The organism is Devosia sp. Root436, from assembly GCF_001426345.1.
Classification (GTDB): Bacteria; Pseudomonadota; Alphaproteobacteria; order Rhizobiales; family Devosiaceae; genus Devosia.
The window spans coordinates 118,480-143,469 of sequence record NZ_LMEM01000015.1; the positions used below are offsets into that span (position 1 = coordinate 118,480).

General features: G+C 63.8%; 26 protein-coding genes and 1 pseudogene. 11 read left to right on the forward strand and 16 right to left on the reverse strand.

Annotated features, from left to right (window positions below; all coding sequences use genetic code 11):
- Window positions 1-2: 2 nt before the first annotated feature.
- Genes ASD04_RS18020 through ASD04_RS18030 form a run of 3 tightly spaced genes read right to left on the reverse strand, consistent with a single transcriptional unit; the run spans window position 3 to window position 2,519 of the window.
- A complete protein-coding gene (locus ASD04_RS18020) occupies window positions 3-632 on the reverse strand; it encodes an NIPSNAP family protein (protein WP_056260019.1) in 630 nt (209 codons plus the stop codon).
- Window position 633: 1 nt separating this feature from the next.
- Window positions 634-1,629 carry a peptidyl-alpha-hydroxyglycine alpha-amidating lyase family protein gene (locus tag ASD04_RS18025; RefSeq protein ID WP_056260022.1) on the reverse strand — a complete coding sequence of 332 codons (996 nt, stop codon included), beginning with the start codon at window positions 1,627-1,629 and terminating at the stop codon, window positions 634-636.
- On the reverse strand, window positions 1,626-2,519 hold the full coding sequence (locus tag ASD04_RS18030) for an SMP-30/gluconolactonase/LRE family protein (protein ID WP_056260025.1): 894 nt from the start codon (window positions 2,517-2,519) through the stop codon (window positions 1,626-1,628). The genes ASD04_RS18025 and ASD04_RS18030 overlap by 4 nt, the downstream gene beginning before the upstream one ends.
- A 232-nt stretch (window positions 2,520-2,751) precedes the next feature.
- Between ASD04_RS18030 and ASD04_RS18035 the strand changes: the two genes are divergently transcribed.
- The gene (locus ASD04_RS18035) at window positions 2,752-3,807 is read left to right on the forward strand and encodes a LacI family DNA-binding transcriptional regulator (RefSeq protein ID WP_056260026.1); all 1,056 of its coding nucleotides are present in this window, start codon (window positions 2,752-2,754) and stop codon (window positions 3,805-3,807) included.
- Window positions 3,808-3,818: 11 nt separating this feature from the next.
- Here ASD04_RS18035 and ASD04_RS18040 read toward each other — a convergent pair whose 3' ends face one another.
- A complete protein-coding gene (locus tag ASD04_RS18040) occupies window positions 3,819-4,715 on the reverse strand; it encodes a LysR family transcriptional regulator (protein ID WP_056260028.1) in 897 nt (298 codons plus the stop codon).
- Window positions 4,716-4,865: 150 nt separating this feature from the next.
- Between ASD04_RS18040 and ASD04_RS18045 the strand changes: the two genes are divergently transcribed.
- From ASD04_RS18045 to ASD04_RS18075, 7 genes are all read left to right on the forward strand, one after another.
- Window positions 4,866-6,485, forward strand: coding sequence for a GMC family oxidoreductase N-terminal domain-containing protein (locus tag ASD04_RS18045; protein WP_056260031.1), 1,620 nt, complete (start codon window positions 4,866-4,868; stop codon window positions 6,483-6,485).
- Window positions 6,482-7,153: an amino acid ABC transporter permease gene (locus ASD04_RS18050; RefSeq protein WP_056260033.1), complete on the forward strand. Its 672-nt coding sequence runs from the start codon at window positions 6,482-6,484 to the stop codon at window positions 7,151-7,153. The genes ASD04_RS18045 and ASD04_RS18050 overlap by 4 nt, the downstream gene beginning before the upstream one ends.
- 3 nt (window positions 7,154-7,156) lie before the next feature.
- Window positions 7,157-7,804, forward strand: coding sequence for an amino acid ABC transporter permease (locus ASD04_RS18055; protein WP_056260035.1), 648 nt, complete (start codon window positions 7,157-7,159; stop codon window positions 7,802-7,804).
- A gap of 32 nt (window positions 7,805-7,836) precedes the next feature.
- The gene (locus ASD04_RS18060) at window positions 7,837-8,652 is read left to right on the forward strand and encodes a transporter substrate-binding domain-containing protein (RefSeq protein WP_056260036.1); all 816 of its coding nucleotides are present in this window, start codon (window positions 7,837-7,839) and stop codon (window positions 8,650-8,652) included.
- Between the two features lie 62 nt (window positions 8,653-8,714).
- Window positions 8,715-9,494 (forward strand): amino acid ABC transporter ATP-binding protein, encoded by a 780-nt coding sequence (locus ASD04_RS18065; protein WP_056260038.1) that lies wholly within the window; start codon window positions 8,715-8,717, stop codon window positions 9,492-9,494.
- Window positions 9,491-10,369: an MBL fold metallo-hydrolase gene (locus ASD04_RS18070; RefSeq protein ID WP_056260040.1), complete on the forward strand. Its 879-nt coding sequence runs from the start codon at window positions 9,491-9,493 to the stop codon at window positions 10,367-10,369. The genes ASD04_RS18065 and ASD04_RS18070 overlap by 4 nt, the downstream gene beginning before the upstream one ends.
- A 23-nt stretch (window positions 10,370-10,392) precedes the next feature.
- Complete coding sequence (locus ASD04_RS18075) at window positions 10,393-11,346, forward strand: D-2-hydroxyacid dehydrogenase family protein (RefSeq protein WP_056260042.1); 954 nt, start codon at window positions 10,393-10,395, stop codon at window positions 11,344-11,346.
- On the opposite strand, the pseudogene ASD04_RS18080 reads toward ASD04_RS18075, so the two are convergent.
- Window positions 11,341-12,284, reverse strand: a pseudogene (locus tag ASD04_RS18080) (DUF5054 domain-containing protein); the annotation flags it as partial. The gene ASD04_RS18075 and the pseudogene ASD04_RS18080 overlap by 6 nt on opposite strands.
- On the opposite strand from ASD04_RS18080, the gene ASD04_RS18085 reads away from it, so the two are divergent.
- Entirely contained in the window at window positions 12,258-12,626 is a 369-nt protein-coding gene (locus ASD04_RS18085; protein WP_056260047.1) for a hypothetical protein, read from the forward strand. The pseudogene ASD04_RS18080 and the gene ASD04_RS18085 sit on opposite strands and share 27 nt — an antisense overlap.
- A 3-nt stretch (window positions 12,627-12,629) precedes the next feature.
- Here ASD04_RS18085 and ASD04_RS18090 read toward each other — a convergent pair whose 3' ends face one another.
- The 7 genes from ASD04_RS18090 to ASD04_RS18120 form a co-directional block, all read right to left on the reverse strand.
- Entirely contained in the window at window positions 12,630-13,244 is a 615-nt protein-coding gene (locus ASD04_RS18090) for a flavin reductase family protein (protein WP_056260049.1), read from the reverse strand.
- Window positions 13,245-13,265: 21 nt separating this feature from the next.
- On the reverse strand, window positions 13,266-14,174 hold the full coding sequence (locus ASD04_RS18095) for a 2-hydroxyacid dehydrogenase (protein WP_162245159.1): 909 nt from the start codon (window positions 14,172-14,174) through the stop codon (window positions 13,266-13,268).
- Window positions 14,164-15,690: a tripartite tricarboxylate transporter permease gene (locus ASD04_RS18100; RefSeq protein ID WP_056260053.1), complete on the reverse strand. Its 1,527-nt coding sequence runs from the start codon at window positions 15,688-15,690 to the stop codon at window positions 14,164-14,166. The genes ASD04_RS18095 and ASD04_RS18100 overlap by 11 nt, the downstream gene beginning before the upstream one ends.
- A 3-nt stretch (window positions 15,691-15,693) precedes the next feature.
- On the reverse strand, window positions 15,694-16,155 hold the full coding sequence (locus tag ASD04_RS18105; protein WP_056260055.1) for a tripartite tricarboxylate transporter TctB family protein: 462 nt from the start codon (window positions 16,153-16,155) through the stop codon (window positions 15,694-15,696).
- The gene (locus ASD04_RS18110; protein ID WP_082531338.1) at window positions 16,152-16,673 is read right to left on the reverse strand and encodes a hypothetical protein; all 522 of its coding nucleotides are present in this window, start codon (window positions 16,671-16,673) and stop codon (window positions 16,152-16,154) included. The genes ASD04_RS18105 and ASD04_RS18110 overlap by 4 nt, the downstream gene beginning before the upstream one ends.
- Window positions 16,674-16,718: 45 nt before the next feature.
- A complete protein-coding gene (locus tag ASD04_RS18115; RefSeq protein ID WP_056260060.1) occupies window positions 16,719-17,693 on the reverse strand; it encodes a tripartite tricarboxylate transporter substrate binding protein in 975 nt (324 codons plus the stop codon).
- Window positions 17,694-17,795: 102 nt separating this feature from the next.
- Window positions 17,796-19,856 (reverse strand): 3-hydroxyacyl-CoA dehydrogenase NAD-binding domain-containing protein, encoded by a 2,061-nt coding sequence (locus tag ASD04_RS18120; protein ID WP_056260063.1) that lies wholly within the window; start codon window positions 19,854-19,856, stop codon window positions 17,796-17,798.
- A gap of 140 nt (window positions 19,857-19,996) precedes the next feature.
- Between ASD04_RS18120 and ASD04_RS18125 the strand changes: the two genes are divergently transcribed.
- Both ASD04_RS18125 and ASD04_RS18130 read left to right on the forward strand, forming a co-directional pair.
- Window positions 19,997-20,758, forward strand: a complete 762-nt coding sequence (locus ASD04_RS18125; protein WP_056260065.1) for an enoyl-CoA hydratase-related protein — start codon at window positions 19,997-19,999, stop codon at window positions 20,756-20,758.
- 95 nt (window positions 20,759-20,853) lie between these two features.
- Window positions 20,854-21,582 (forward strand): GntR family transcriptional regulator, encoded by a 729-nt coding sequence (locus ASD04_RS18130; RefSeq protein ID WP_056260066.1) that lies wholly within the window; start codon window positions 20,854-20,856, stop codon window positions 21,580-21,582.
- Here ASD04_RS18130 and ASD04_RS18135 read toward each other — a convergent pair.
- The 4 genes from ASD04_RS18135 to ASD04_RS18150 are packed head-to-tail and all read right to left on the reverse strand — an operon-like array spanning window position 21,574 to window position 24,989.
- Window positions 21,574-22,845 carry an aconitase family protein gene (locus ASD04_RS18135; RefSeq protein WP_056260068.1) on the reverse strand — a complete coding sequence of 424 codons (1,272 nt, stop codon included), beginning with the start codon at window positions 22,843-22,845 and terminating at the stop codon, window positions 21,574-21,576. The genes ASD04_RS18130 and ASD04_RS18135 overlap by 9 nt on opposite strands.
- A gap of 29 nt (window positions 22,846-22,874) precedes the next feature.
- Entirely contained in the window at window positions 22,875-23,489 is a 615-nt protein-coding gene (locus ASD04_RS18140) for a fumarate hydratase C-terminal domain-containing protein (protein WP_200940294.1), read from the reverse strand.
- 4 nt (window positions 23,490-23,493) lie between these two features.
- The gene (locus ASD04_RS18145; protein WP_056260072.1) at window positions 23,494-24,363 is read right to left on the reverse strand and encodes a fumarate hydratase; all 870 of its coding nucleotides are present in this window, start codon (window positions 24,361-24,363) and stop codon (window positions 23,494-23,496) included.
- A complete protein-coding gene (locus tag ASD04_RS18150) occupies window positions 24,360-24,989 on the reverse strand; it encodes a hypothetical protein (protein ID WP_056260074.1) in 630 nt (209 codons plus the stop codon). The genes ASD04_RS18145 and ASD04_RS18150 overlap by 4 nt, the downstream gene beginning before the upstream one ends.
- Window position 24,990 lies beyond the last annotated feature (1 nt).

Consider the following 24,990-nt stretch of genomic DNA (forward strand, 5'->3'; position numbering starts at 1 on the left):
ACTCATTGCAGCGGCGAGATGGAGGTGGGGAGGTAGCATTCCGACTTCATCTCGGTCATCAGCCATTCCGGCGCCCCCTTGGCCGGCCAGACGCCGAGATCCAGCGCCTTGGCGCGCTTGGCCAGGCGGTCCTCGAAGCTCTTGTAGGCCCAGATATGGGTGAAGCGCGGCGGGCCATCGAGCGCGTACATGACCGTCACCAAAGGCGAGACCTTGACCCGGTTGGGGATGGCCTTGCCCCAGGCTTCCAGCGTCGGCACCAGCCCGCCGATCTTCAGATTATAGGTACGGAACTCATAGACCGGGCCGAAATCGGCAGGCCCGATCGGCGGCAGGTCGGGGAATTGGGCGTAGCTTTCCATGGAAATGGCAACCAGCTCATCGCCGCCGAACGGCTTGGCGAGGCGCAGCACCCGCTCCCGCTCGGCATGGAGCGCATCGTGGCTGTCGAAACCGCGCAGCACCAGGATGCGGTTCTGCGGGCTGAATTCGGAAAGCCAGGAGCCGAGCAGCGTGCCGCCGCAACCCGGTTCGGCCAGGGCATTGGTGACGCCCGAAAGCAGCCGCGCCAGCTTTTCGCCGCGCTGATAGCCGACCGGTGTCGTCAGGGTGGTCAGTTCATAAAATTGCATGTCATTTCTCCTCAGGGGCGGCGCTCTGCGGCGTCTCGATCTTCACGAATTTCTGCAGGCAGCGGAGGCCCTCGGGTATCGGCTCGTTCGGAAACAGCGATGGCCAGCCGGTATAGGACACCTCCCCGACATAGATATCGCCGCGGCTGTCGGCGGCGATGCCGTGGGGCGAGATGAACTGGCCCGGCCCGGTGCCGGCGGAGGGGACGGTGCCGATGCGGGCGAGCAGCGTCCCCTCATAGGACAGGATGCTGACGCGCGGGCCGACATTGGGCCAGCCGAAATTGGCGCGCAGGTAAGGGCCGATCTCGCCGATGAAGCAGATCGGGCATTTGCCCCGGGTCATGTAGAGGCCGCTGGGACGATGCAGGTTGTTCCACTGCGCCACGTATTTGCCGTTGCCGTCGAACACCTGGATGCGGTGGTTCTCGCGGTCGGCGACATAGACATAGCCGTCTTCGTCGCAGACCAGGTTATGCGGCAGGTTGAACTGGCCCGGATCGGTGCCCGGCTCGCCCCAGGACAGGATATGCCGCCCGTCCGGCGCATATTTATGCACGCGGGCATTGCCGTAGCCGTCCGAGACATAGAAATCGCCATTGGGCGCATGGGCGGTGTGGGTACAGCGATTGAATGGCTGTCCGCTCTGGTAGGCCGATGGTTTGCCGGGATAGCCCAGAGTCATCAGCACTTTGCCGTCCAGCGTCAGCTGGCGCATGGTGTGGTCGCCATCGTCGGTGCAAAAGATAGTGTCGTCCGGACCCATGCTGATGCCATGGGGACGGTTGAAGATGTCCTCGCCCCAGGAGCGCAGGAAATTGCCGTCGCGATCGAACACGATCATCGGATGTTCGCCGCGATGGAAGACATAGACATTGTCCTTGCCATCGACGCCGACCGCGGCGACATCGCCGAGCATCCAGCCATCGGGCAGGCGTCCCCAGCCCTCATCGAGGCGATACTGATGCTCGCCGCTGCCGAAAATCGTGGTGGTCATAGGGCAAATCTCGGTTCGGGAAGGCCACGGACGCCGGGAACGATGGAGAGCAGTGCGCCGGCCAGCGGTTCCCTGGCCAGTATGTCGGGCGACAGGCGCTGTCGGGCGGTTGTGACGAAGAGCGTCGCATGGTCGGGACCGCCGAAGGCGACGCAGGTGGGCTGCGTCACCGGCATCGGGATGGTTCCGATCAACTGCCCCTCGGGAGAAAATCGATTGATGGCGGCGGCACCATATTGCGCGCTCCACAGGCAACCCTCGGCATCGACAGTGGCGCCATCGGGAATACCCAAATCGCCGGTATCCACGAAGATGCGGCGATTGGAGGGGTCGCCGGTTCGCGTATCGAAATCGAAGGCCCAGATGATGGGTTCGCGACCATCGGCGAAATACATCACCGTGCCATCGGGCGACCAGCAGAGGCTGTTGGGCACCACTACGAGATCGAGCATGCGCGTCGTGCCGCGCTCGTCGATGCGATAGAGGTGGCCGACCGGCTGGCGGGTGACGTCGTTCATGCTGCCGGCCCAGAAGCGCCCCTGGCGGTCGCAATGGCCATCGTTGAAGCGCATGTCGGGCTGGCCCGGATGCGGCTCGGAGATCATGGCGAAGGCGCCGGTGGCAAAATCGAAAGTGGCGATGCCCTGGCGCAGGCCGACCACCGCCCCGCCCTTGCGGCGCAATGCCAGGCAGCCGATGAGATCGGGCGCGGGCCAGCTTTTCAGTTCGCCGGTCCGATGGTCGCGTCGGCGAATAAGCTTGCCGCGCACATCGATCCAGTAAAGCGCCTCTTCTTCTTCGGCCCAGTTCGGGCATTCGCCAAGGATATCGTCCGACGCCGTGAGAACGGCGATCGGAAGATCGGCGTGCGCTATCGCCCGCTGCTCCATCGGCTCCCTCCCTGCTAATATTATCAACTTTGCAATGGCTACCAGCGCCAATCGAGGATGGCAAGGCCCTGCGGTTCAATCGATTTCATTCGACAATTTCCTTTTGATATCAAAGCATTATCTACCCATCTTTCCAACCATCTAAATTTCTCGTTAGCTCATTGCATGCTCATATTTTTGCGAATATGAATGATCGGAGTGCGCGGAAGGAGACCGCGCCGACGGAGAATCCATGGCAAAGAAAGCGTCCCCCACGGGACCGACCATGATCGATGTGGCGCGGGCGGCGGGGGTATCGCAGTCCTGCGTTTCGCTGGTGCTGAACGATCCGCCGGGCGCGCGGCTTTCGGAGGCAACACGCCAGCATGTGCTGGCGACCGCCAAATCCCTAGGCTACCACCTGCCCGAGCGCCGGGCGCGCAAGAAGGCGGCACCCGCCGCAGGGACCGGCCGCAACATCATCGCCTATGTGGTCGACGAGCTATCGCTGAGCCCGCATCCGGTGCTGCATGTCGATGGCGCGCGCGACGCGGCCTGGGCGGCCGAGTGCCTGCTGCAGGTGCATGTGACGCGGGGCAACCAGGCCATTGAGACCGAAACCCTGGCCGCCATCGCCCGCGAGCCTTCGGTGCTCGGGATCATCTATGCCACGCACTTTACCCGCGAGGTCGAGGCGCCGATCGTGCCGAGGGCTCTGCCGACGGTGCTGGTCAATTGCTATACGGCCGACCGCCTCCACCCTACCCTGCTGCCGGGCGAGGTGGCCGGCGGGTTCGCCGCCACCCAGCATCTGCTGTCCAAGGGTCATCGCCGCATCGCCATCATCGGCGGCGAAGCCTGGATGGACGCCTCGCGCGACCGCCTCAAGGGCTATCGCGAGGCCCTGGCGACCGCCGATATCGGCGCCGACGCGGAATTGGTACGCGAGGGCGACTGGACCTCGGCCAGCGGCTACGACCACACGATCGAGCTGATGAAGCTGCGGCTGCCGCCGACGGCGATTTTCTGCGCCAACGACCTGATGGCGCTGGGCGCCATGGAAGCGATTTCCGACCTCGGGCTCAGCGTGCCCGGCGATGTTTCGGTGATCGGCTACAACGACCTCGAACTCTCGCGCCACCTGCGTCCGCCGCTGACCACCTGCCACGTGCCCAATTACGACATGGGCCGCCGGGCGGTGGAACTGCTGGTGGATATGGCGCTTCTGGACCGCTCGCATCGCGCCATGATCACCAAGCTCGAAATCCCGCTGGTCGAGCGGGCCACCGTGGCGGCGAGGACGCCATGAGGGCCTATGCGCTATCGGGGAAGCTGGAAATGGGGCTCGTCGCGGCAGATGCGTTCGAGAAAGCCCCATACCGCCTTGATGCGCGGCATATTGGACATTTCCTCATGGGCGCTCACCCAATAGGAGCGCTTGAGCAGCACCTCACCGGCCAGCACGACCTGCAGGTCGTCGTCAGGCCCCGCGAGATAGGTGGGCAGCACGCAGAGGCCGAGACCGGCCCGGGTTGCGACAGTCTGGGCGAAAAGGCTCGAACATTGCAGCCTGGCGCGCAGACCGGGCAGCACCTCGCCCAGATAGTCGAGTTCCTTGGTGAAGATGAGTTCGTCGACATAACCGATGAAATCGTGGGCGCTCAGATCCTTGCGCCGCGCAATGGTTTCGGCGCGCTCGGTATAGCCGGCGCCGGCATAGAGCCGCAGATAGTAGTCGGCGAGCTTGCCGACGGCGAAGCGGCCGGTGCGCGGCGGCGACAGCGTTACCGCAATATCGCCTTCGCGCTGGGACAGCGACAGAATCTGCTGGATCGTCACCAGTTCGAGCTGAAGGCGCGGATAGGCCGCGGCGAACGCCCCCAGGTGATGGGCGAGGAAATGATTGCCGAAGCCTTCGGGGGTAACCAGCCGCACCGTTCCGCTCAGGCCGAGCTCCGGCCGGCCCATGCGCGACACCGCCTCGGAGGCACGCGCCTCCATCTGTTCGGCTACCGGCAGGAGTGCCTCGCCATTGGGCGTCAGCATGTAGCCCAATGGGCTACGATGAAAGAGGGTCTGGGACAGGGCCTTTTCGAGCGCCAGAATCCGCCGCGCCACCGTCGCATGATCGGTAGCAAGGGTTCGCGCGGCGGCGCTCAGCGTACCCAGCCGCGCCACTTCCAGAAAATAGCGCATGTCATTCCAGTCGAACCGCATGATCGGTGCTCCAGCCGTCGCAATGAATGTGGTTGTAGCATTTCACCACAGGCTCTGCGCAAACTTTCCTCTACACTAGAATATTTTCGCACACTACAAATCGGGCATCAAGAAAATGGGGGAGGCCGTCATTGTCGTGGCGGTCGGGCCGTGCCGGTAGAACAGGTCGCCGAGAGTTTTGATTTCATTATTGCCGGCGCCGGCTCGGCCGGTTGCGTGCTGGCCAATCGCCTGTCCGAAGGCGGCCGCTATACGGTCGCCCTGATCGAGGGCGGCACGCGCGACAACTGGATCTGGTTCCACATCCCCGTTGGCTACCTCTTTTCCATCGGCAATCCGCGCTCGGACTGGATGTATTCCACCGAAGCGGTGCCGGGCCTAGACAACAGAGTCATCGCCTATCCGCGCGGCAAGGTGCTGGGCGGCTCTTCGGCCATCAATGCCATGATCTACATGCGCGGCCAGGCCGCCGACTATGACGGCTGGCGCGATATGGGCCTTGAGGGCTGGGGCTGGGACGATGTGCTTCCCATCTTCAAGCAGCACGAGAACAGCTGGCGCGGCGAAACGGCGCTGCATGGGGTGGGCGGCGAATGGCGTGTCGACCGCCCGCGCCTTTCCTGGGAAATTCTCGACCGCTTCATCGAGGCGGCCGAAGAAGCCGGCATTCCGCCGACCGCCGATTTCAACACCGGCGACAATGAAGGCTGCGGCTATTTCGATGTCAACCAGAAGGACGGCGTGCGCTGGAGCGCCGCGCGCGGCTTCCTCAGGCCGGCGCTCGCCCGGACCAATCTCAAGGTTTTCACCGGCACCCTGGCCGACAAGGTGCTGTTCGACGGCAAGCGCGCCACCGGCATCGTCGTGCATCAGAACGGCCAGCGCCGCGTGCTGGCGGCGCGGCGCGAGGTGATCCTGTCGGCCGGCGCCGTGTCCAGTCCCGGCATCCTGGAGCGCTCCGGCATTGGCGAGGGCACGCGCCTGGGAGCGCTCGGGATCGATGTAGTGCGCCACGCTCCCGGTGTCGGCGAAAATCTGCAGGACCACCTGCAATTGCGCCCGATCTACAAGGTCGACAACGTCCCTACCCTCAACATGCTCTACCGCTCGCTGGTCCGCCGGGCCTTCATGGGCGTGGACTATGCCCTGCGCCGCCGCGGGCCGCTGACCATGGCGCCGTCGCAGCTCGGAGCCTTCACGCGTTCATCGGACGCCTTTGCGCGGCCCAATATCCAGTTTCATGTGCAGCCGCTGTCGCTCGACAAGTTCGGCGAGGGCATGCACGACTTTCCGGCGATCACGGTCAGCGTCTGCAATCTGCAGCCCAGCAGCCGTGGCTCGATCCATGTGCGCGGCAGCGGCATGAGTGACACTCCGCTGATCGCGCCGAATTATCTGTCGACTGCCGATGATCGCCAGGTCGCGGCCGATTCCATCCGCCGCGCCCGTACCATCATGGCGCAGCCGGCCATGGCACGGTTCAATCCGGTCGAGTACCTGCCCGGCAACCGCTACCAGACCGACGCGGACCTGTTCGAGGCCGCCAGCCGGATCGGCACCACCATTTTTCATCCGGTCGGCACTGCCCGCATGGGCGTGGACGGCGACGGCGATGCCGTGGTCGATGCCTCGCTCAAGGTGATGGGCGTCAGCAGCCTGCGCGTCGTCGATGCTTCGGTAATGCCGCGCATCACCTCGGGCAACACCAATTCGCCCACCATCATGATTGCCGAAAAGGGGGCGCGGATGATCCTCGCCGACGCATCATGACCTACAAGTTCAACTTCGGCCCGATCTTCGAAGCCTGGCCGCTGCTGCTCAATGGCGCGCTGCAGACCATCTGGTTCTCAGCCGCCGCCATGGTGCTGGGCCTGCTCATCGCGGTGATCGGAGCGCTGGGCAAGACATCGGCGCCCAAATGGGTGCGGTTCATCATCAGCGCCTATATCGAGATCATCCGCAATACGCCGTTCCCGGTGCAGCTGTTCATCATCTTTTTCGGCCTGCCCAGCATCGGCATCCGCATGTCGCCCAATGTGACGGCCGTGCTGGCGCTGACGCTCAATTTTGCCGCCTACGGCATCGAGATCGTGCGCGCCGGCATCGAGAGCATCCCCAAGGGGCAGCTCGAGGCCGGGCGGGCACTGGGGCTGCAGCCGCTACAGGTGTTCCGTTACGTCGTGCTGAAGCCGGCCATCCAGGCCATCTATCCGGCCCTGACCAGCCAGTTCATCCTCACCATGCTCTATTCGAGCGTGTGCTCGACCATCGCCGCGACGGAGCTGACCGGAGCGGCCAACGACATCACCTCGCGCACCTTCCGCAGCTTCGAGGGTTATTTCACCGTCACCGTTATCTACTTCCTACTCTCATGCCTGTTCTGGATGCTGTTCCGATTGATCGATCGGCGCTTCCTGGCCAGCCCGCAGGGGAGGTGAGCCATGCGCGAACTCGGACCCAACGAAATCTTCTTCATCATCTTCTCGGTGCGCTGGACGTTCCTGCTGGCCGCCATCGCCCTGGTCGGCAGCGCCATCGGTGGCATGCTGATCGCGCTGGCGCTGACCAGCGGCAAACGTGCCCTCGAATTGCCGGCCATTGCGATCGTGCGGGTATTCCAGGGCACGCCGCTGCTGATGCAGCTGTTCCTCGCCTTCTTCGTGCCGAGCCTGTTCGGCTTCAATATCGACGCGCTGACCGCGGCCGCTATCGGGCTGTCGCTCAACGGCTCGGCATTTTTGGGCGATATCTGGCGCGGCTGCATCCAGACGGTGCCGCGTGGCCAATCCGAGGCCGCTACGGCGCTTGGACTGAGCTACGTGCCGCGCACCTTCGAAATCGTGCTGCCGCAGGCCACGCGCATCGCCATTCCACCCACCATTGGCTATCTGGTGCAGTTGATCAAAGGAACGTCGCTGGCTGCGATTATCGGCTTCGTCGAAGTGACCCGCGCCGGCCAGATCATCAACAACATGACTTTCACCCCATTTGCGATATTCGGCATCGTCGGAGCAGTTTACTTCTGCATCTGCTGGCCGCTGTCGCTTTATTCTTCCTATATGGAAAGAAAACTACTGCTCAACAGGTAGTTGGTTCAACGTTTGAAACGGAGGAGACGCCTATGACTATTCTTGAAAAGATCACCCGCCGCACGGCGAGCCTGATGCTCGTCGCCGGCCTGATGGCCGGCATGGCGCCCGCCGCCTATGCCCTGACGCCCGAAGAAATCACGGCCAAGGGCAAGCTGGTGGTCGGCGTACTGACCGACTTCCCGCCTTTCGCGGGCGTCGACGAGAACCAGAACCCCGCCGGCTATGACGACGATGTCGCCGCTTTGCTGGCCGAAAAGCTGGGCGTCGAACTCGAGCTGGTTCCGGTGACCGGGCCCAATCGCATTCCCTATCTACTGACCAACCGTGTCGACGTGCTGATCGCCGCCCTCGGCATCAATGCCGAGCGCGCCAAGCAGGTCAATTTCTCCAACCCCTACTCCACGCTCGACATCATGGTGATGGCGCCCAAGGAGCGTGAAGTCAAAGGGCCGGAAGACCTGCCGAAATACACTGTCGGCGTCACGCGCGCCGGCAGCCAGGACACTTTCCTGACGCAGGTGGCTCCTGCCGGAACCAACATCATGCGCTTCGAAGACGATCCGGCTTCGCTGCAGGCGCTGATCTCGGGCCAGGTGGAAGTTACCGGCGCCAGCTCGATCCACCTTGCCATGCTGCAGCGCGACCACCCCGAGCTCAATATCGAGCGCAAGTTCCTGCTGCACAGCCAGGGCAATGGCATCGGCATCCGCATGGAGGATACCGAGCTGCTCGACTATGTGAACGCCTTCATCGCCGAGATCGTCGCCAACGGCCAACTCAGCGAGATCAACCAGACGTGGTTCGGCTCGCCGTTGGAAGAACTGCCCCCGATGCCGACGTTCTGATCGATTCGACCAATCCCGCACGGCCGGGCGACCGGCCGTGCAATCTCCAAGGACTATCCGCAATGACCGCGACAGACCCCATCATCAAAGTTACCGGCGTCGACAAATGGTATGGCGGCTCCTTCCAGGTGCTCAAGAATGTCAGCCTGGAAATCGGGCGCGGCGAAAAGGTGGTGATCTGCGGCCCGTCGGGCTCCGGCAAGTCGACGCTGGTCCGCTGCCTCAACCAGCTCGAGGAGCATCAGAAGGGGACGATCGTCATCGATGGCGTGAAGGTCAGCCGCAGCATGCGCAACGTGGCCGATGTGCGCCGCGAGGTGGGCATGGTTTTCCAGAGCTTCAACCTGTTTCCACACCTGACGGCGCTGCAGAACTGTTCGCTCGCGCCCATGCGCGTACGTGGCATGAAGCCTGCCGAGGCCAGCGAACTGGCCATGACCTATCTCGAGCGCGTGCATATCGCCGACCAGGCGCACAAGCTGCCGGCCCAGCTTTCGGGCGGCCAGCAGCAGCGTGTCGCCATTGCCCGCGCCCTCTGCATGAATCCCAAGGTCATGCTGTTCGACGAACCCACCTCGGCGCTGGACCCTGAAATGGTCAAGGAGGTGCTCGACGTGATCGTCGATCTCGCCCGGACCGGCATGACCATGGTGGTCGTGACCCATGAAATGGGCTTTGCCCGCAGCGTCGCCGACCGCGTCATCTTCATGGACCGCGGCGAGATCGCCGAAGTTGCACCGCCGGACGAGTTTTTCGGCGCGCCCAAGAACGAGCGCGCCCGCCAGTTCCTCGGCCAAATCCTGGCCTCTCATCCGCAGATACTGACAGAAGCACCGCTATGACCGACGCACCCACGATCCAAGTTCCCGGAATCTACCGCCGCCGCATCGGCGACATCGTGGTGACCGCCGTCAGCGACGGCGTCGTCCACGCCCAATATGCGATGATGCGCGAAATCGAGCCCGAGGCCGCCGAGGCGCTGCTCAAGGCGGCCTATCGGCCGGCGCCGCCCCATATCTCGGTCAATTGCTTCGTCATTCATTCGGCCGGCCGCGTGGCCATCATCGATACCGGCTGCGGCACGCAGATGACCGACCTGCAGGGCAAGCTGTTCGGCAATCTCAAGCGGGCCGGTGTCGATATCGCCGATATCGACACCGTGATGCTGACCCATATGCATCCTGATCATTCCAACGGCCTGACGGCCGATGACGGCACGGCGAATTTCCCCAATGCCGAGCTGGTGGTGTCGGAGGTCGACGTCAAGCATTGGCACGACGACAGCGCCATGAGCATTGCCGTGCCGCGCCATCAGGATCGCTTCTTCATGGGCGCCCGCTTCCAGATCACGCCCTATATGAACCGGCGCCGCGACAGCGTGGGGGAGGTTTTTCCCGGGGTGACGGCCGTCCCCCTGCCCGGCCATACGCCCGGGCACACCGGCTACATCATCCAGTCGGGCAATGAGCAGCTTTTCGTCTGGGGCGATATCTTCCACATCCCCGATGTGCAGGTGCCGCGCCCCGAGGTGCATGTCGAGCCCGACAGCGATGCGCGCCAGGCCGTGGCAACGCGCCTGCGCGCCTTCGACATGGCATCGACCGATCAATTGCTGGTGGCGGGCATGCATATGCATTTTCCCGGCTTCCTGCACATGACCGGCAACGCCCACAAGGGCTATGAAGTCCATTCCGAAATGTGGGTCCAGAGCCTCTAGGCTCGCCGAGAAAGGCTGACGAGATGGCTTTGCGCTGCGCGATACTCGACGACTACCAGAATGTTGCCCTGACCATGGCCGACTGGAGCAAATCCGGCGCCGACATCACGGTGTTCAACCAAGCGCTTGGCAGCCAGGCGCAGGTGATCGAGGCGCTGCAGGATTTCGACATTGTCTGCCTGATGCGCGAACGCACGCCGTTTCCGCGGGCGGTGATCGAGGCCCTGCCGCGGCTCAAGCTCATCTGCACCACCGGCCTGCGCAACGCCGCCATCGATGTTGCGGCGGCGCGCGAGCGTGGCGTCGTGGTCAGCGGCACGCAATCGGCGGCGCATCCCACCGCCGAACTGGTCTTTGCCCATCTGCTCGAATTCAACCGCAAGGTCGGCTACGAGAATGCCCGCATGAAGGCGGGCGTGCCATGGCAGACGACACTGGGGCATGACCTCGACGGCAAGACGCTGGGTCTTGTCGGCCTGGGACGATTGGGCAGCCGGGTGGCGACGATTGCCAAGGCGTTCAACATGAACGTCATCGCCTGGAGCCAGAACCTGACCGCCGAGAAATGCGAGGGCACCGGCGCCGCCTATGCCGGCAAGGACGAGCTCTTCGCCCGTTCGGACTATATCTCGGTGCATCTGCAGTTGAGCGAGCGCAGCCGGGGCATCATCGGCGCTGCAGACCTGGCACGCATGAAGCCGACGGCCTTCCTCGTCAACACCTCGCGCGGCCCGATCATCGATGAGGCCGCGCTAATCGCCGCATTGCGCGACGGCCGCATCGGCGGCGCCGGTCTTGATGTGTTCGATGTGGAGCCGCTGCCGCTCGACCATCCCTATCGCAGCCTGGAACGCGCTCAGATCAGCCCGCATCTGGGCTATGTCACCGAGGACAATTACCGCCTGAGCTACGGCCAGATCGCCGACAATATCGCCGCCTTCATTTCCGGCGCGCCCTTGCGGACCATCGATTCATGACGCTTGCAGCGCCAGGACCATTCTGAAGACAACCGTGCCCTCCCACCACATGGGAAATTGGTGCCCCACTTGTTGTTGTAGAGGTTGAAACGGAGGCCCCTGGTAAAATCGGGCACTTCGGCTGAAAGGGCATGAAGGGTGCCGACGCCGGCGCCACCAGGGCGCTGTCGAGCGGCGTGGCGGTGAGCATGCCGGTTCCGACGGGCGCGCGCACCGCCGCGACGGCCTGGAGCTGGCCACCGCCGCCGCGGACGATATTCCGCCCATCGTTCCATAGCCCCAGCTTGAACAGGGACCACGGCCCCGTACCTTGAGGCGTATCGAGGCACTGCTCGGCCCATGATTGTTCGGTATAGGCAAAGCGATAGTCGCTGCGTCGTGCTGCCTCGAAGTCGGGGCGGGTCCAAGCCGTTTCGTCGCGTAGATAAGTCTTGATATCGACGCCCCAGGTATGTTCGGCCACCTGCGTCAGCCCGCGGCCGAAGGCGAGGCGCTCGGGGGTGATGGTGTCGAAACCATCACAGAGCCGTTGCAGAGCGCGGAACCGGGCCAGCTTCTCCGGATCGCTGGCGGTGCCATGGATCCAGCTATCGCCGATTTCCTGTTCCAGCACCGGAAATTGCTCCCGTCCCGCCCACATTTCGGCGCCGAAGGCATCGAGGGTCGAGGCGGTGATTTCGGCGTCGGGCCAGGCGTGGCGAATGTGCCGCAATGCTTCGACCGTCTGGCCAGCGCTTTGGGGGCCGATATTGTCGTTGGTATGGGCAAAGCTCAGGCCGATATCGGCCCCGGCAGGAAAATCGGTCGCGCCGTAAGAGGCCTGATACATCACGACCAGTTCCGAACCATCGGGCGCGCCAGCGGAAGATGGGCGGCACGTCGGGGACGGGGCGGGCGGTATTGACGCCCAGATGCAGGAACCGGATGCCGGCTGGCGCCGCAGCCGGTCCGCACCATGCCGGTGCGGCAGGAGGCCGCTGCTGGCCGTCTCCCGGTTTGACGCCGGCATCGAAGTGCTGACCCAAAACCAGCATTTCAAGATGAACTATGACACGCCCTATATCCGCAACCTGCCGACGCGGCTGGAAATCACCTCGTCCAGCGACACCGATACGGGCACCGAAAATCACGGCCCGGTCTACGAAGACCCGTTCCGCGTGGAGCTCGATGCGTTCCGCGACAGCATCGTCAACGGCACGCCGAACCGCATGACGCTAGAGGATTCCCTGGCCGACCTGCTGCTCTTCAAGGCCGTCGGCCGCCATTTCCATGCCCCGTAGTGGCTACCGCCCAAGGTTCCGGTCGTCGGGCCGGATCATGGCGAATATGTCGGTGACGCGCGCATAGTTCCGGTAGCCAAGTCGCGCCACCACGCCCGCCTGCACGATGTCGAACAGCCCGTCGACCAGGCATTCGTCGTTGATGTAGATGCCGGTAACCTGCCCGATCACGAAGCGGTTGCCGGTTGCCAGGCCATCCATGGTGCTTATCTCGGTGACGCTGACCAGCTTGCATTCGAGCGCGGCGGGGGCCGCTGCGACGCGGGGCGGCCGAACGGTGCGGCTGTCGGCGCGCTCCAGCCCGGCAAAGGCGAATTCGTCCTCGCCATGCTGCAGCCGGGCCGAACTCAGATTCATCGCTTCCGCCAGGGCCGAGGTGGCGACGTTGACCACGAACTCGCCGGTCTCGATAATGTTCCTCGCGGTGTCCTTGAGCCCCTCGGAGGCAAAGCCGACCATTGGCGGATGCCCGCACACGGCGTTGAAGAAGCTGTAGGGCGCCAGATTGACCAGCCCATCGGCGCTGACCGACGAAATCCAGCCGATGGGACGCGGGGCGACGAGCGAGGTGAAAGGATCATGGGGCAGGCCATGCCCGTCTTGTGGCTGGTAGAACATGGCTGGAACGGTCCGATCGCGTCAAAACGAGGAAGCAGCGAACTGCTTGCTGATGGCAGCATGCAGCGTGTCGGCCATATCCCGACGGGTTTCATGGGTCACGCTGGCATAGTGGGGCTGGAGCACCACATTCTCCAGCGCGAAGAAGCGCTGGTCGATCTGCGGCTCGCTGGCAAAGACGTCGAGCCCGGCCCCGGCGATGCGGCTTTCCTCCAGCGCCGCGAGCAGCGCGGGCTCATCGACGACCGATCCGCGCGCGATATTGATGAGATAGCCCTGCGGCCCGAGGGCGTCGAGCACAGTTCGATTGGCCAGCCCCGCAGTTTCCGGGCCACCCGGGCAACACAGGACCAGCACATCGACGGCTGCCGCCAACGCCGGGGCATTGGGGTAATAGGCATAGGGCAATTCGGCTTTGGCGGAGCGCGCCGTATAGGACACGTCGAGACCAAGCCCGGCCGCGCGGCGGGCCAGCGCCTTGCCGATCTTGCCCAGGCCGACAATGCCCACATGGCATGAGGACACCCGTCGCGATGGCGTCATGCGCTCGCGGCTCCAGCGGCCCGCGCGCACGAAGCGGTCGGCTTCGGCCACCCGGCGCAGGGTGGCGTAGATCAGGGCAATGCCGAAATCGGCGGTGTCTTCAGTAACGGCGTCGGGCGTGTTGCGGACCAGGATATCCCTTTCACCGGCCGCCTGAAGATCGATGAGATCGAGGCCGGTGCCATTGCAGGCGATGAGCCGCAGATCGGGCAGGCTCTCCATCAGTGCGCGGTCGGCACCCGCCATGCTGGTGGTGACCATGACGCTGTGCGGCAGGGTCTCGCCTACTTTAGGGCGCGCCTTGACGAGCGTGAAATCGGCGGCAAGACGCTGCTCGATTTCGGGCGGAATGGCCGCCACCACCAGAATCTCGGGCCTAGAGCTCACGGCTGGCTTCCTCGGGGGCATGAGCGCCACTGCGAACGCGCAGGAAGATGCCTTTCATCGAATAGGCGATCAGCAGCAGGCTGATCGCCAGCAGAACGGCGCTGATCGGGCGCTGCCAGAAGATATCGAAGGAGCCGCGGGACATCAGCAACGCCCGGCCGAAATGCTCCTCCATCATGGGGCCGAGAACGAAGCCGAGCAGGATCGGTGCCGGGGGATAGCCGAACTTGGTCATGACGAAGCCGATAAAGCCGAACACCATCACCGCGAATACGTCGAACACCTGATAGTTGATGGCGAATACGCCGATGCAGATGAAGAACAGCATGGCCGGATAGAGGAAGCGGTAGGGGATCGCCAGGATGCGGACCCACAGCCCGATCAGGGGAATATTGAGGATCAGCAGGAAGACGTTGCCGATCCAGAAGCTGGCGACCAGGCCCCAGAACATGACGGGTTGGTCGACGAGGAAACGCGGACCCGGAACGATGCCGTGGATCATCATCGCGCCCAGCAGGAAGGCCATCAGCGCGTCGCCGGGTATACCCAGGCTGAGCGTCGGGATGAAAGCGGCCTGCACCGCGGCGTTATTGGCGGATTCGGGAGCGACAATGCCCTCGATGGCGCCCTTGCCGAAGCGTGACGGATCCTTGGCGACCTTCTTCTCGAGGGCATAGGCCATGAAGGTGGCGACGGTGGCGCCGGCGCCCGGCAGCGCGCCGATTGCTGCGCCGATGCCGGTGCCGCGCAGCGTCGGCATGACCGACGCCTTGATCTCGGCCTTGCTGGGCAACATGGAGCGGAAGGAGATATCCTTGGCGACGACGGACTTGCTGACATCGCGCCCGATGCTGGAGATGATCTCGGCCACCCCGAACAGGCCCATGGCGATGGCCACGAGGCTGATGCCGTCACTCAACTGGAGAATGCCGAAGGTGAAGCGCATGGCGCCCGAGCCGGTATCGGTGCCGACGGTGCCCAGCGCCAGGCCCACCACCACCATCATCAGGCTCTTGAGGGTCGAGCCCTGCGAGATGGTGACGGCGGCTATGAGGCCCATCGCCATGATCATGAAATATTCGGCCGAGGAGAACCGCAGGGCGAATGCAGCAATGGTGGGGGTGAACAGCATCATCAGCAAAATGGCGATGGAGCCGCCGATGAACGAGGTCATCGTCACCATGAACAGCGCCACGCCCGCCTTGCCCTGCTGGGCCATCGGATAGCCGTCGAGGCAGGTCACCGCAGAGGTGACGGTACCGGGAATGTTGAGCAGGATGGAAGCCGTGGAACTGCCATATTGCGCACCATAGAAGATGCCGGCCAACATGATCAGGGCGACGGTGGGATCGAGGTAGAAGGTGATCGGCAGGCAGAGCGCCACGGCCGCCATGGCGCCGACGCCGGGCAGCACGCCGACGAAGGTACCGATGGCGACGCCGAGAAAGCAGAAGAGCAGCGCATCAAGCGACAGCGCGCGTTCAAAGCCCAGGGCGACGTTTGCAAACAGGTCCATGGATCACCACCAGAAGGGTTTGAGCGGCAGGTTGAAGCCGACGATGAAGGCAAGCCAGCCGACCAGCGCCAGGCCCGCGGCAAGGATCGCGGAGGCGACGACATTGTTGCCAGGTTCGGCAAAGCGGGCGATGAAGACCACGGCGAAGATGGCCGGGATCAGACCCGCGGTATTGACCAGCAGGGCGAAGGACAGCAGCGCCACCGCAATGACCAGGGTAATGCGCATGGGAATTTTCGGCGCGGCGGCCAGGCTGTGGCGCACCTCGAAGGCCACCCCGACCGACAGGAGCATCAGCAGCACGCCGATGCTGACCGGGAAGAAGCCCGGTCCGATGCGCGTGATCGAGCCGAGGCCGTAGTGGCTCCCCTCGATGGCCATGTAGAGGCCAAGCAGGAAAAAGATGGCGGCGGCCCCCAGTTCCCAACGATTTAGAACCGGGCGGGATTGAGACTGTTCAGTCAATTTACATGCTCCGCGTTGAGACGCAGCTTGAGTGCTGCAGCCAGGCCGCCCGCCCGCCAGACCTCGATCATCTGAGGCGCGAAGGGGCGAAATTGCAGGCTATCTTCTGTCTCGAGATTGCGCACAGTTCCCGCGGCGAGGTCCACCGACACGGTCTGGTGATCAGCGACTATTTTCGTCACGCCTGGGCACGAAACGATCGGCAGGCCGACATTGAGTGCCTTGCGTATGAAGGCGGAGTCCGTGCTGTCGACGATGACGGCGGCGATGCCGCTTTGCTTCATGGCGACACAGGCATGCGGGTGGCTGTGGTGACCGAAATTCTTGCCCGCAACAACCAGGTCGCCGGGACGGACCTCGCCGACGAATTCGGGGCGAAGCGTGCCAAAGCACATGGCCTTGAGAGCCGGAATGTCGAAGCTGCCGAGGTCTGGAACCTGCGAATACTGGATGATGCCGTCATCCGCACTGATATTGTCGCCAAATTTCCAGGCACGGCCTTGAATCGTGGTCACCACTGATCCCCCATGGTCGGGACGCCCGTAGGCGTCCCTTGGTCAGGCTTATTGGGCGTTCTTGACGCCCGAAGACTCGATCAGGCCCAATACGGTTTTCGCATCGGCGGCGACGAAGGCCTCGAAATCGGCAGTGTTCTTGTAGAACAGGTCGACGCCGGACTGCTGCAGGCGTTCCTGCACTTCCGGATTGGCCATCACTTCGCCGATGGCGGCATCGAGCTTGGCGATCACCTCGGGCGGCGTGCCTGCCGGAGCCGAAACACCATACCAGGTGCCCATCTCATAGTCGTTATAACCCAGTTCACCCATGGTCTGGACATCGGGCAACTGGCTGGCGCGAGTGGTGGCCGCAACGGCCAGCGGCACGAGATCGCCGCTCTGGATATGAGCGATCAGCGCCGGGGCGTTGAGGAACCCGGTATCGACATTGCCGGCCAGGATATCCACGGTTGCCGGCGCCACGCCCGGATAGGGGATATGCAGCATCTGGGCACCGATCTCCTCGGAGAACATGAGGCCGGTCAGGTGCGGCAGGCTGCCATTGCCGACCGAGGCGTAGGACACGGTGTCGGGAGCCTCGAGCGCGCGCTCGGCCAGTTGGTCGATCGTGGTGATGCCCGAATTCTTGGACACGACCAGCACGTTGGGAACGCTGGCGACCAGGGAGACGAAGTCGAAATCGGCGATACCGTCATAGCCGGCATCGGGATTGAGGGCGGGCGTGATCACATGCGTCGGCGAGCCGGCCAGCAGCAGCGTATAGCCATCGGCAGGCTGGGCGATAACCGAGGTTGCGGCAATGGCCGTGGCAGCTCCGGTCCGGTTTTCCACCACGACGGGCTGTCCCAGGATGCGGCTCATATATTCGCCGATCGTGCGTGCGATCAGGTCAGCGGACCCGCCGGCAGCATAGGGATTGACCAGCGTAATGGGGCGGGTCGGGTATTCCTGGGCATAGGTGGCCGAGGCTGCGCCCGCCGTCAGAGCTGCGACGACGCTCAACGCGATGAGCTTTTTCATGTTTTCCTCCCAATTAGGTTGCCGTACTTGCGACGACCATTTGACCTATAGATCAGTTTAATAGCCTTTTCAAGGACAGCCGGCGTTGGCGGGCTTTCAAACCTAAGCCGAGTCGCCGGATATCCTTGCCACCACCGCCGCGAAATTCGGCGCGACGGGACGTCCACTGGTTTCAGTTACGCCCGCCAATTGCGCGGCGAGCAGGATCGGGTTCTGGCGCGACGCCCAATAAAGTGGCCCGCCCTCGTGGCGCGGAAAGCCGAAGCCGTTGCCTAGAGCCACGTCGATATCTTCGGGCTGGGCACACACACCTTCATGCACCACCCAGGCCGCCTCATTGCTCATCGCCGTCAGCAGGGAGGTGACGATCTCCTCGTCGGCGAAGCTGCGGCGCGGCCTGCCCTGGCGGCGAGAGGCGTCTTCGATAAGGCTGGCAACCTCGGGGCTCGGCACCGGCTTGCCATCGGCATAGTTGTACCAGCCCTTGCCGGCATTGCGGCCGAAACGACCGCGTTCGCACAACTGGTCGGCAATATCGACATAGCGCTCCGCGCTATCACGGCTGGCCGCCAGGCGCTTGCGCATGGCCCAGGCAATATCCAGACCGGCCAGGTCGAACACCGCGAACGGGCCCATGGCCATGCCGAAATTCTGCATCGCCCGATCGATCTGTTCAGGCAGGCAACCGTCCTCGATGAGATATTCGCACTGCCGGCGATAGGCTGCGAAGATGCGATTGCCGACGAAGCCTTCGCCCACGGCCGTCAGAATCGGCAACTTGCCCAATTGGCGCGCCAGTCCCAGCATGGTGGCGACGACCGCTTCGCTGGTCTGGCCAGCGCGAACGATCTCCACCAGCTTGAGCACGGCAGCGGGATTGAAGAAGTGCATGCCGACCACGCGCTCGCGGCCAGGTATGACTGCGGCAATCGCATCAATATCGAGATAGGAGGTATTGGTCGCCAGGATCGCCTTGGGCCCGACGATGCCGGCAAGAGCCGCCAGCAGCGATTGCTTGGCCGCCAGGTCTTCGGGAATGGCCTCGACCACCAGCTGGCAATCCGCCAATTGTTCGAGCGGCACGATGCCGATGCGATCGAGCAGTTCACTCGCCGAGGCCAGTTCGCCACGCCGGACGAGGCGCCCGGCCCCTTCGGCGATATGCGCCATGGCACGCGCCACGGTCTGGGGATCGGCCTCGACCAGGCGGACTGCCAGGCCGGCGCGGGCAAAGACCAGCGCGATATCGCTGCCCATGCGCCCTGCCCCGACCACACCAACGCGGGTAATCTCGGACGGCGCGACACCGCGGGCCGGCCGGCCGGCCCGGCGCTCGGCCTGGAACAGATAGCGCAAGGCCTTCGACTGCGGCGAGACCCGCAGGCGCAGCGAGTCGGCACGCTCGCGCTGCAGCGCTTCGACAGGCGGCAAATCCAGACCACGCAGAACGGCTTCGGCAGCGGCGGGAGGCGCATCGGCCCCGCGCGATTTCGCTTTGAAAGCCGTGGCTGCCTGCTGCAGCGCCACGGGGTCGAAATCCGGGACCGGGAGGTCGATACAACGCCGCTTGCGTGGATGGGTCTCTATCCAGCGGCGCGCTGCGATGATCAGATCGCCTTCCGCCACCTGATCGACAAGGCCGATGGCGAGAGCCTGCGCGACGTCGAGCCGCCGACCCGTCGTCACCAGGTCCAGTGCCGCTGGCGGCCCGACCAGCCGGGGCAGCCGCACCGTTCCGCCCGCGCCCGGGATGAGGCCGAGCGTCACTTCGGGCAGGCCCAGGACGGCATCGCCGGCAGCGATGCGCCAGTCGCAGCCGAGCGCCAGTTCGCAACCACCCCCCAGGGCCGCGCCGCGGATCGCCGCCGCTACTGGAAACGGCAATTGTTCGATCAGCGCGATGACATCGGGCAGGTGCGGCGCGACAGGTGGAGCGTCGAACTCGCGGATATCGGAGCCGGCGACGAAATTTGCGCCCACCCCGACCAATATGGCGCCATCCAGTTCGCGGCCGCGCAGGTCGAGCAGTGCGTCCTGCAGCGCTGCCCGCATCGCCGATGAACCGATATTGAGCGGCGCAAAGTCGATCAAGACGACGGCAATCCGCTCTGCCCCGCCTGACGCTTCGATCGTGACGATGCCAGCCTCCGGCTTTCTGGACATATTCTCTCTTTTAGACAAAAGTGCACGTTATTGAGCTTTTAAGCTGGGGCAGGCGGATATCGGTTGTCAATTCAAAAATGTTCATTTAGCTAGCTTTATAGCTTTTATGGCCAGAATGATATTTGACGAGGAGATTTGCGATGTCCCTGATCGTGGAGCGCGACGGCAAGATTGCCAAGGTGATCATCGACCGGGCGCCGGCAAACGCCCTGACCATGGAGCTCTATGGCGAGATTGCCGATCGCTTCGACGCGCTGTCCGCGGATGCCGATATCAGCTGCATCATTCTCACCGCCACCGGGACCCGGGCATTCTGCGCGGGGCTCGATCTCAAGGAATTCGTCACTGCCACAGTCGAGCAAGATCCGCATCGGGCCAGGATCGTGCGCCGGACCTTTGCATCGGTGCGCCATGCCGCCGTGCCTGTCATCGCCGCCGTCAACGGCCCGGCACTGGGCGCAGGCTGCGTGCTGGCCTCGGTCTGCGATATCCGCCTCGCCTCGCCCAATGCCACATTCGGCCTGCCCGAGGTCAATGTCGGGCGCTGTGGCGGCACAGCCCATATGGGGCGGCACCTCCCGCAGGGAATTTTGCGGCAGATGGTGTTTACCGCCAAGCCGATTTCCGCCGAGGAGGCGCATCGCTTCGGCTTCGTCAACGCCATCCATTCCGCCGAAACGCTGCTGGCGGCGGCCGAAGAGATGGCGCAGCTGATCGCCAGCAAGGCGCCGCTGGGGCTGCGGCTGGGCAAGGAGTCGATGAACCGGGCCGAATTCATGCCCGTGGATGACGGCTATGAGCTCGAACAGACCTACAGCACTCGCCTGATGGCCACGGCGGATGCTAGAGAAGCGGCGCGAGCCGTTGTCGAGAAAAGATCGCCGGTGTTTGTCGGGCGCTAACGCCAGTGCAGCATCGCTCACAATCGCAGGCCTGTCTGTCGGCCGGCGCGGGAGTATATATCTGAATTGAGCAGGTCGATCGCGAAGGGGCATCAATGAGCGGAGTGGATCTTAATCGGAGCAGCGTCTCGCGTTACATCCAACTGGCCACGCTATTCCGCCAGCGCATCGATTCCGGGCAATGGAAGGTCGGCGCGCAGATTCCGACAGTGGAAGAACTGTCGTCCGAATACGGCGTGGCCCGTGCCACTATCCGGCAGTCGCTCGACCAATTGGAGCGCGATGGCCTGATCGAGCGGTTCCGCGCCAAGGGCACGTTTGTACGGGGCCGTTCGCAGCCCGAATTGTGGTGCACGGTCGGCACCGACTGGTCGGGCCTGCTGCAGCCCACGGTCGACGCCCGCATCGAGGTACTGACCGACGAAGCCAATGTCGAATTGTCCGACGTGCCCTACCTGATCGGCAATCTCGCCCCCGCCTATCGCCGGCTGCAGCGCCGCCATTGGCGGGACGACACGGCATTCCTGTTGACCGAAGTGTGCATAGACGAACGGCTGCGGCAGTACATCACGGCGGAAGATGTCGTCACCAAGACCGCCCTGCGGCTGGTGCACGACATTCCCAACCTCCAGGTTGCCGACGCCCAGCAGACCCTGATCATCAGCACCGCCGATGTCGAAACCGCCTCGGCGCTCGACATGCCGCTCAACGCGCCGGTCGCCCATGTCTATCGCCGGGTCGTCGATGTGGACGGGTTTGCCGTGCTGATTGCCAAGGGCATCTACCAGGGCCATCTGGTGCGGTTCGATATCAAGCTACGCTGAGCCGGCAAGCACCTTGCGCGGATCGACCACCTGCCCCGCCACGGCTGCTGCCGCCACGACGTAGGGGCTGGACAGGTAGGACCGTGACTCACGGCTGCCATTGCGGCCGTGATAGTTCATCTGGTGGGTAGAAAGCTGCACTTCGCCGGGATTGAGGAAGCCCTCATAGCCCCAGCATGTGGTGCAGCCGGGGGCCAGCACGGTAGCGCCCGCCTGCATGAAGATTTCAAACAGTCCCTCACTGGCGGCCTTGGCATAGACCTCGCGGCTGCCGGGCGTGATGTAGAACGTCACATGCGGCGCGATGGTCCGGCCCTTAAGCACTTCGGCCGCGGCGCGCATGTCGTCCAGCCGCGAATTGGCGCAGGAACCGATGGCCGCCTGGTCGATGCGCAAGCCGGCGAAATCGCTGACAGGAGCGGCATTGTGCAGTTCGGGCGGCGGCGAAATCATCGGCTCGACCAGCCCGAGGTCATAGTCCCGCTCATAGTCGAAATGGGCGCCAGCATCGCTGGCAATGGCCTCCACCAGCGTATCGGGTGCGCGCTCGCGTGCATAGGCGAGCGCCAGTTCATCCACTGGCATCAGGGCGCTGTCGGCACCGGCATGATAGGAGCATGCCAGGATGGACTGGCGCTCGTCCAGGCTGATACCGGCAATGGCCGGGCCGGCATATTCGATGCAGGACTGGCTCAATAGATCGGTCTGGGCAAAGTCGCGGATGATGACCTGCACCAGGTCGCGCGTCATGACGCCCCTGGCGAAGGCGCCACGCAGGTTGAAGCGCACCGAGCGAGGCACCATCATCCAGTTCTCGTCGGTCAGCTGGGAGACGACGACTTCCGAGGACATGGCGATGTTGAGCGCGCCGACCACCCCGATGGTGGCAATATTGGGCTCGTCGGAGAAGACCAGGTCGCCCGGCTTGGCAAAGCCGCGCTCGGTCATCACCAGATGGCGCAGGCCCGAACCGGCGCCAAAGAACCTGGCGCCGCTCTCGCGCGCGAAATCCTGCATCTCGCGATGAGCCTGGTAGTAGGGCGTGCCCATGCCGGCCGAGGTGGTGTGGTCCACTACCATCACCACCTTGTCGGGACGCTTGAGCGTCTTGCTGCCCGCCTGCTCCATGATGCGCTTGCGCGGGCCCCAGGAGATTTCCTGACATACGGTATAGGCGGGCGACACCGTCACATATTCGCCGGGTACCACGCTGTCGCGACCGGCGGCGCGGGCGACGATCTTTTCGGCCATGGTGAGTTGCATCTGTCCTCCGGCCAGGTTGCCCTGGATCGTTATTGGCCGGTGGTCCGGCGTTGTGCGAGCTGTTCGAGAATGGCGGCACGCTTCTGCGCGGCGCCGTCATCGAGATTGCGATAGAGACTGTTGCCCCTGGCATCGATGGCCACCGTCAGCGGGCCCAGGGCCTCCACTTCGAGTTCGACCAGCCGATAGTGGGAGATGAAATCATCCCAGGCGACGTGCCGGATCTTGCGAATGGCGGCAGAAAGGATCGGCGCGCCGCCGCCGAGAAACGACAGGTAGACCCCGCCGACATCCCTCAGCGCCCTGGCGCATTCGTCGTCCAGCCCGCCCTTGCCGCCGACGCAGCGCAGGTTGAAATGCCGGATGATCTCGGGCATCAGCGCGTTGAAGCGCGTGCTGGTCGTGGGGTTCATATAGAGAATTTCGAAGCCGTTTTCCGTCTCCCGGCTATAGCTGCCGAGATGGAAGAACGCGGTGTCATTGAGCGCGATCGGCGTCGGCGTGCTACTGCGAATATGCTCGATGATGCGGTGATGGGTTGGAATACCGGCCGTGACCACGATGGGTCCGGTCAGCGTCACCATCTCGCCCAGTTCGAGGCTGGCCACATCTTCGCGCGAGGCTGGCAGGGTAATCGTGCGCACCGGCCTACTCCAGGCGCTCGATGCGCCCATCGCTGTGGATGCGGGCGCGCGAGCGGCGGTTGATCCAGCAGTTGAAAGCGACGGCGACAGGGGTAAAGCCGTGCCCGGCGGCGTAGTTCACATGAACGCCGAGCACCGTCGTATCGCCGCCTGTTCCCATCGGGCCGTAGCCGAGGGCATTGACCGCCTCGTAGAGCCGCGCCTCCATGTCGGCGACCAGCTTTTCGGGATGCGGCGTGCCGATCTCGCGCAAAGTCGCCTCCTTGGCCATCTTGGCGCAATAGTCGAACGTGCCGCCAATGCCGACGCCCATCACCACGGGCGGGCAATGCTGCGAACCGGCCTTGATGGCGACGTCGAGGATATAGGTTTCGATCGTCTCCAGCGTAGGGAAGGTGAACAGCTCCATCGCCGCCCAGCGCCCGGAGCCGAGCGCCTTGGGCGAACAGATGATCTCGATGTAATCGGCATCCTCGATCAGATCATAGGTAATGATGGGCATGTCCTTGCCCTGATAGCCACGCTCCAATGTGAGCGGATTGGTGACATGCTTGAGCAAAGGCGGATCGATGGTCTCGACCAGATGGGCGAAACCGGCCTGGATGGCGGATTTGATATTGGCATTCCAGTCGGCCTTGGTGCCGATCTTGACGAAGTAGACTGGAACCCCGGAATCCGAGCAGACATAGCGGTCGGCGGTTTCGGCTGCATTGGCGCTTGCCAGCATCATGTTGAGCGTCTTGCGCGCCGTCTCGTTGGTTTCGCTCTCGCGCGCCCGCGCCAGCGCCGCCTTGGTGTCGTCGGGAACACGCCGCAGCGCCCAGGAATAGAGATCCTTGGTTGCCTCGAAGATGTGTTCGTCACGAATGGTCATGGCCGGTACTCGCTGGCGGGGAGATCGGTCAATGCCGCGCCGAGCGGTCGGATGCCGGGCCCCTCCCCCTCCGGGATTGGAACAAGATGCGTGTTCACCATCAGGGCGACCATGGAATAATAGCCCACGAGGCCCGTCAGTTCGACCACGCCGCGATCACCCCAGCGCCGGCGGATAGCGGCGTAAACCTCGTCCGACACCTGCCCATGCAGCAGCAGCAGGCGCGAGAACTCGTATACTTCGTGTTCCTCGATATCGGTGAAGGGCACCGTCACCGCATTCTCCAGCGCCGCAATGACGATTTCGGACAGGCCGGCCGCGCTGGCGATCCGACTGTGGATCGCCCATTCGACATCACTGTTCCAGCGCCGGCCGCACACAATAATGGCCAGTTCCGAGAGGCGTTCGGGCAGCACGGTGCGGTAGCGCAGCAACTCGCCGAACTTTTGCCATTTGTCGGCCAGTTCCGGGCTGTGGATCACGGCACGCAGCGGCCCGACCATGCGCCCGCGCGGACCGTTGACCACCGCGTCATGGATCACGCGCTGCTCGGGGGACATGTCCTGCGCCGATGGCAGGGTGACCCTGTCATTGGCCGAGACGGAAAAACCGTAATCCTGACTCATC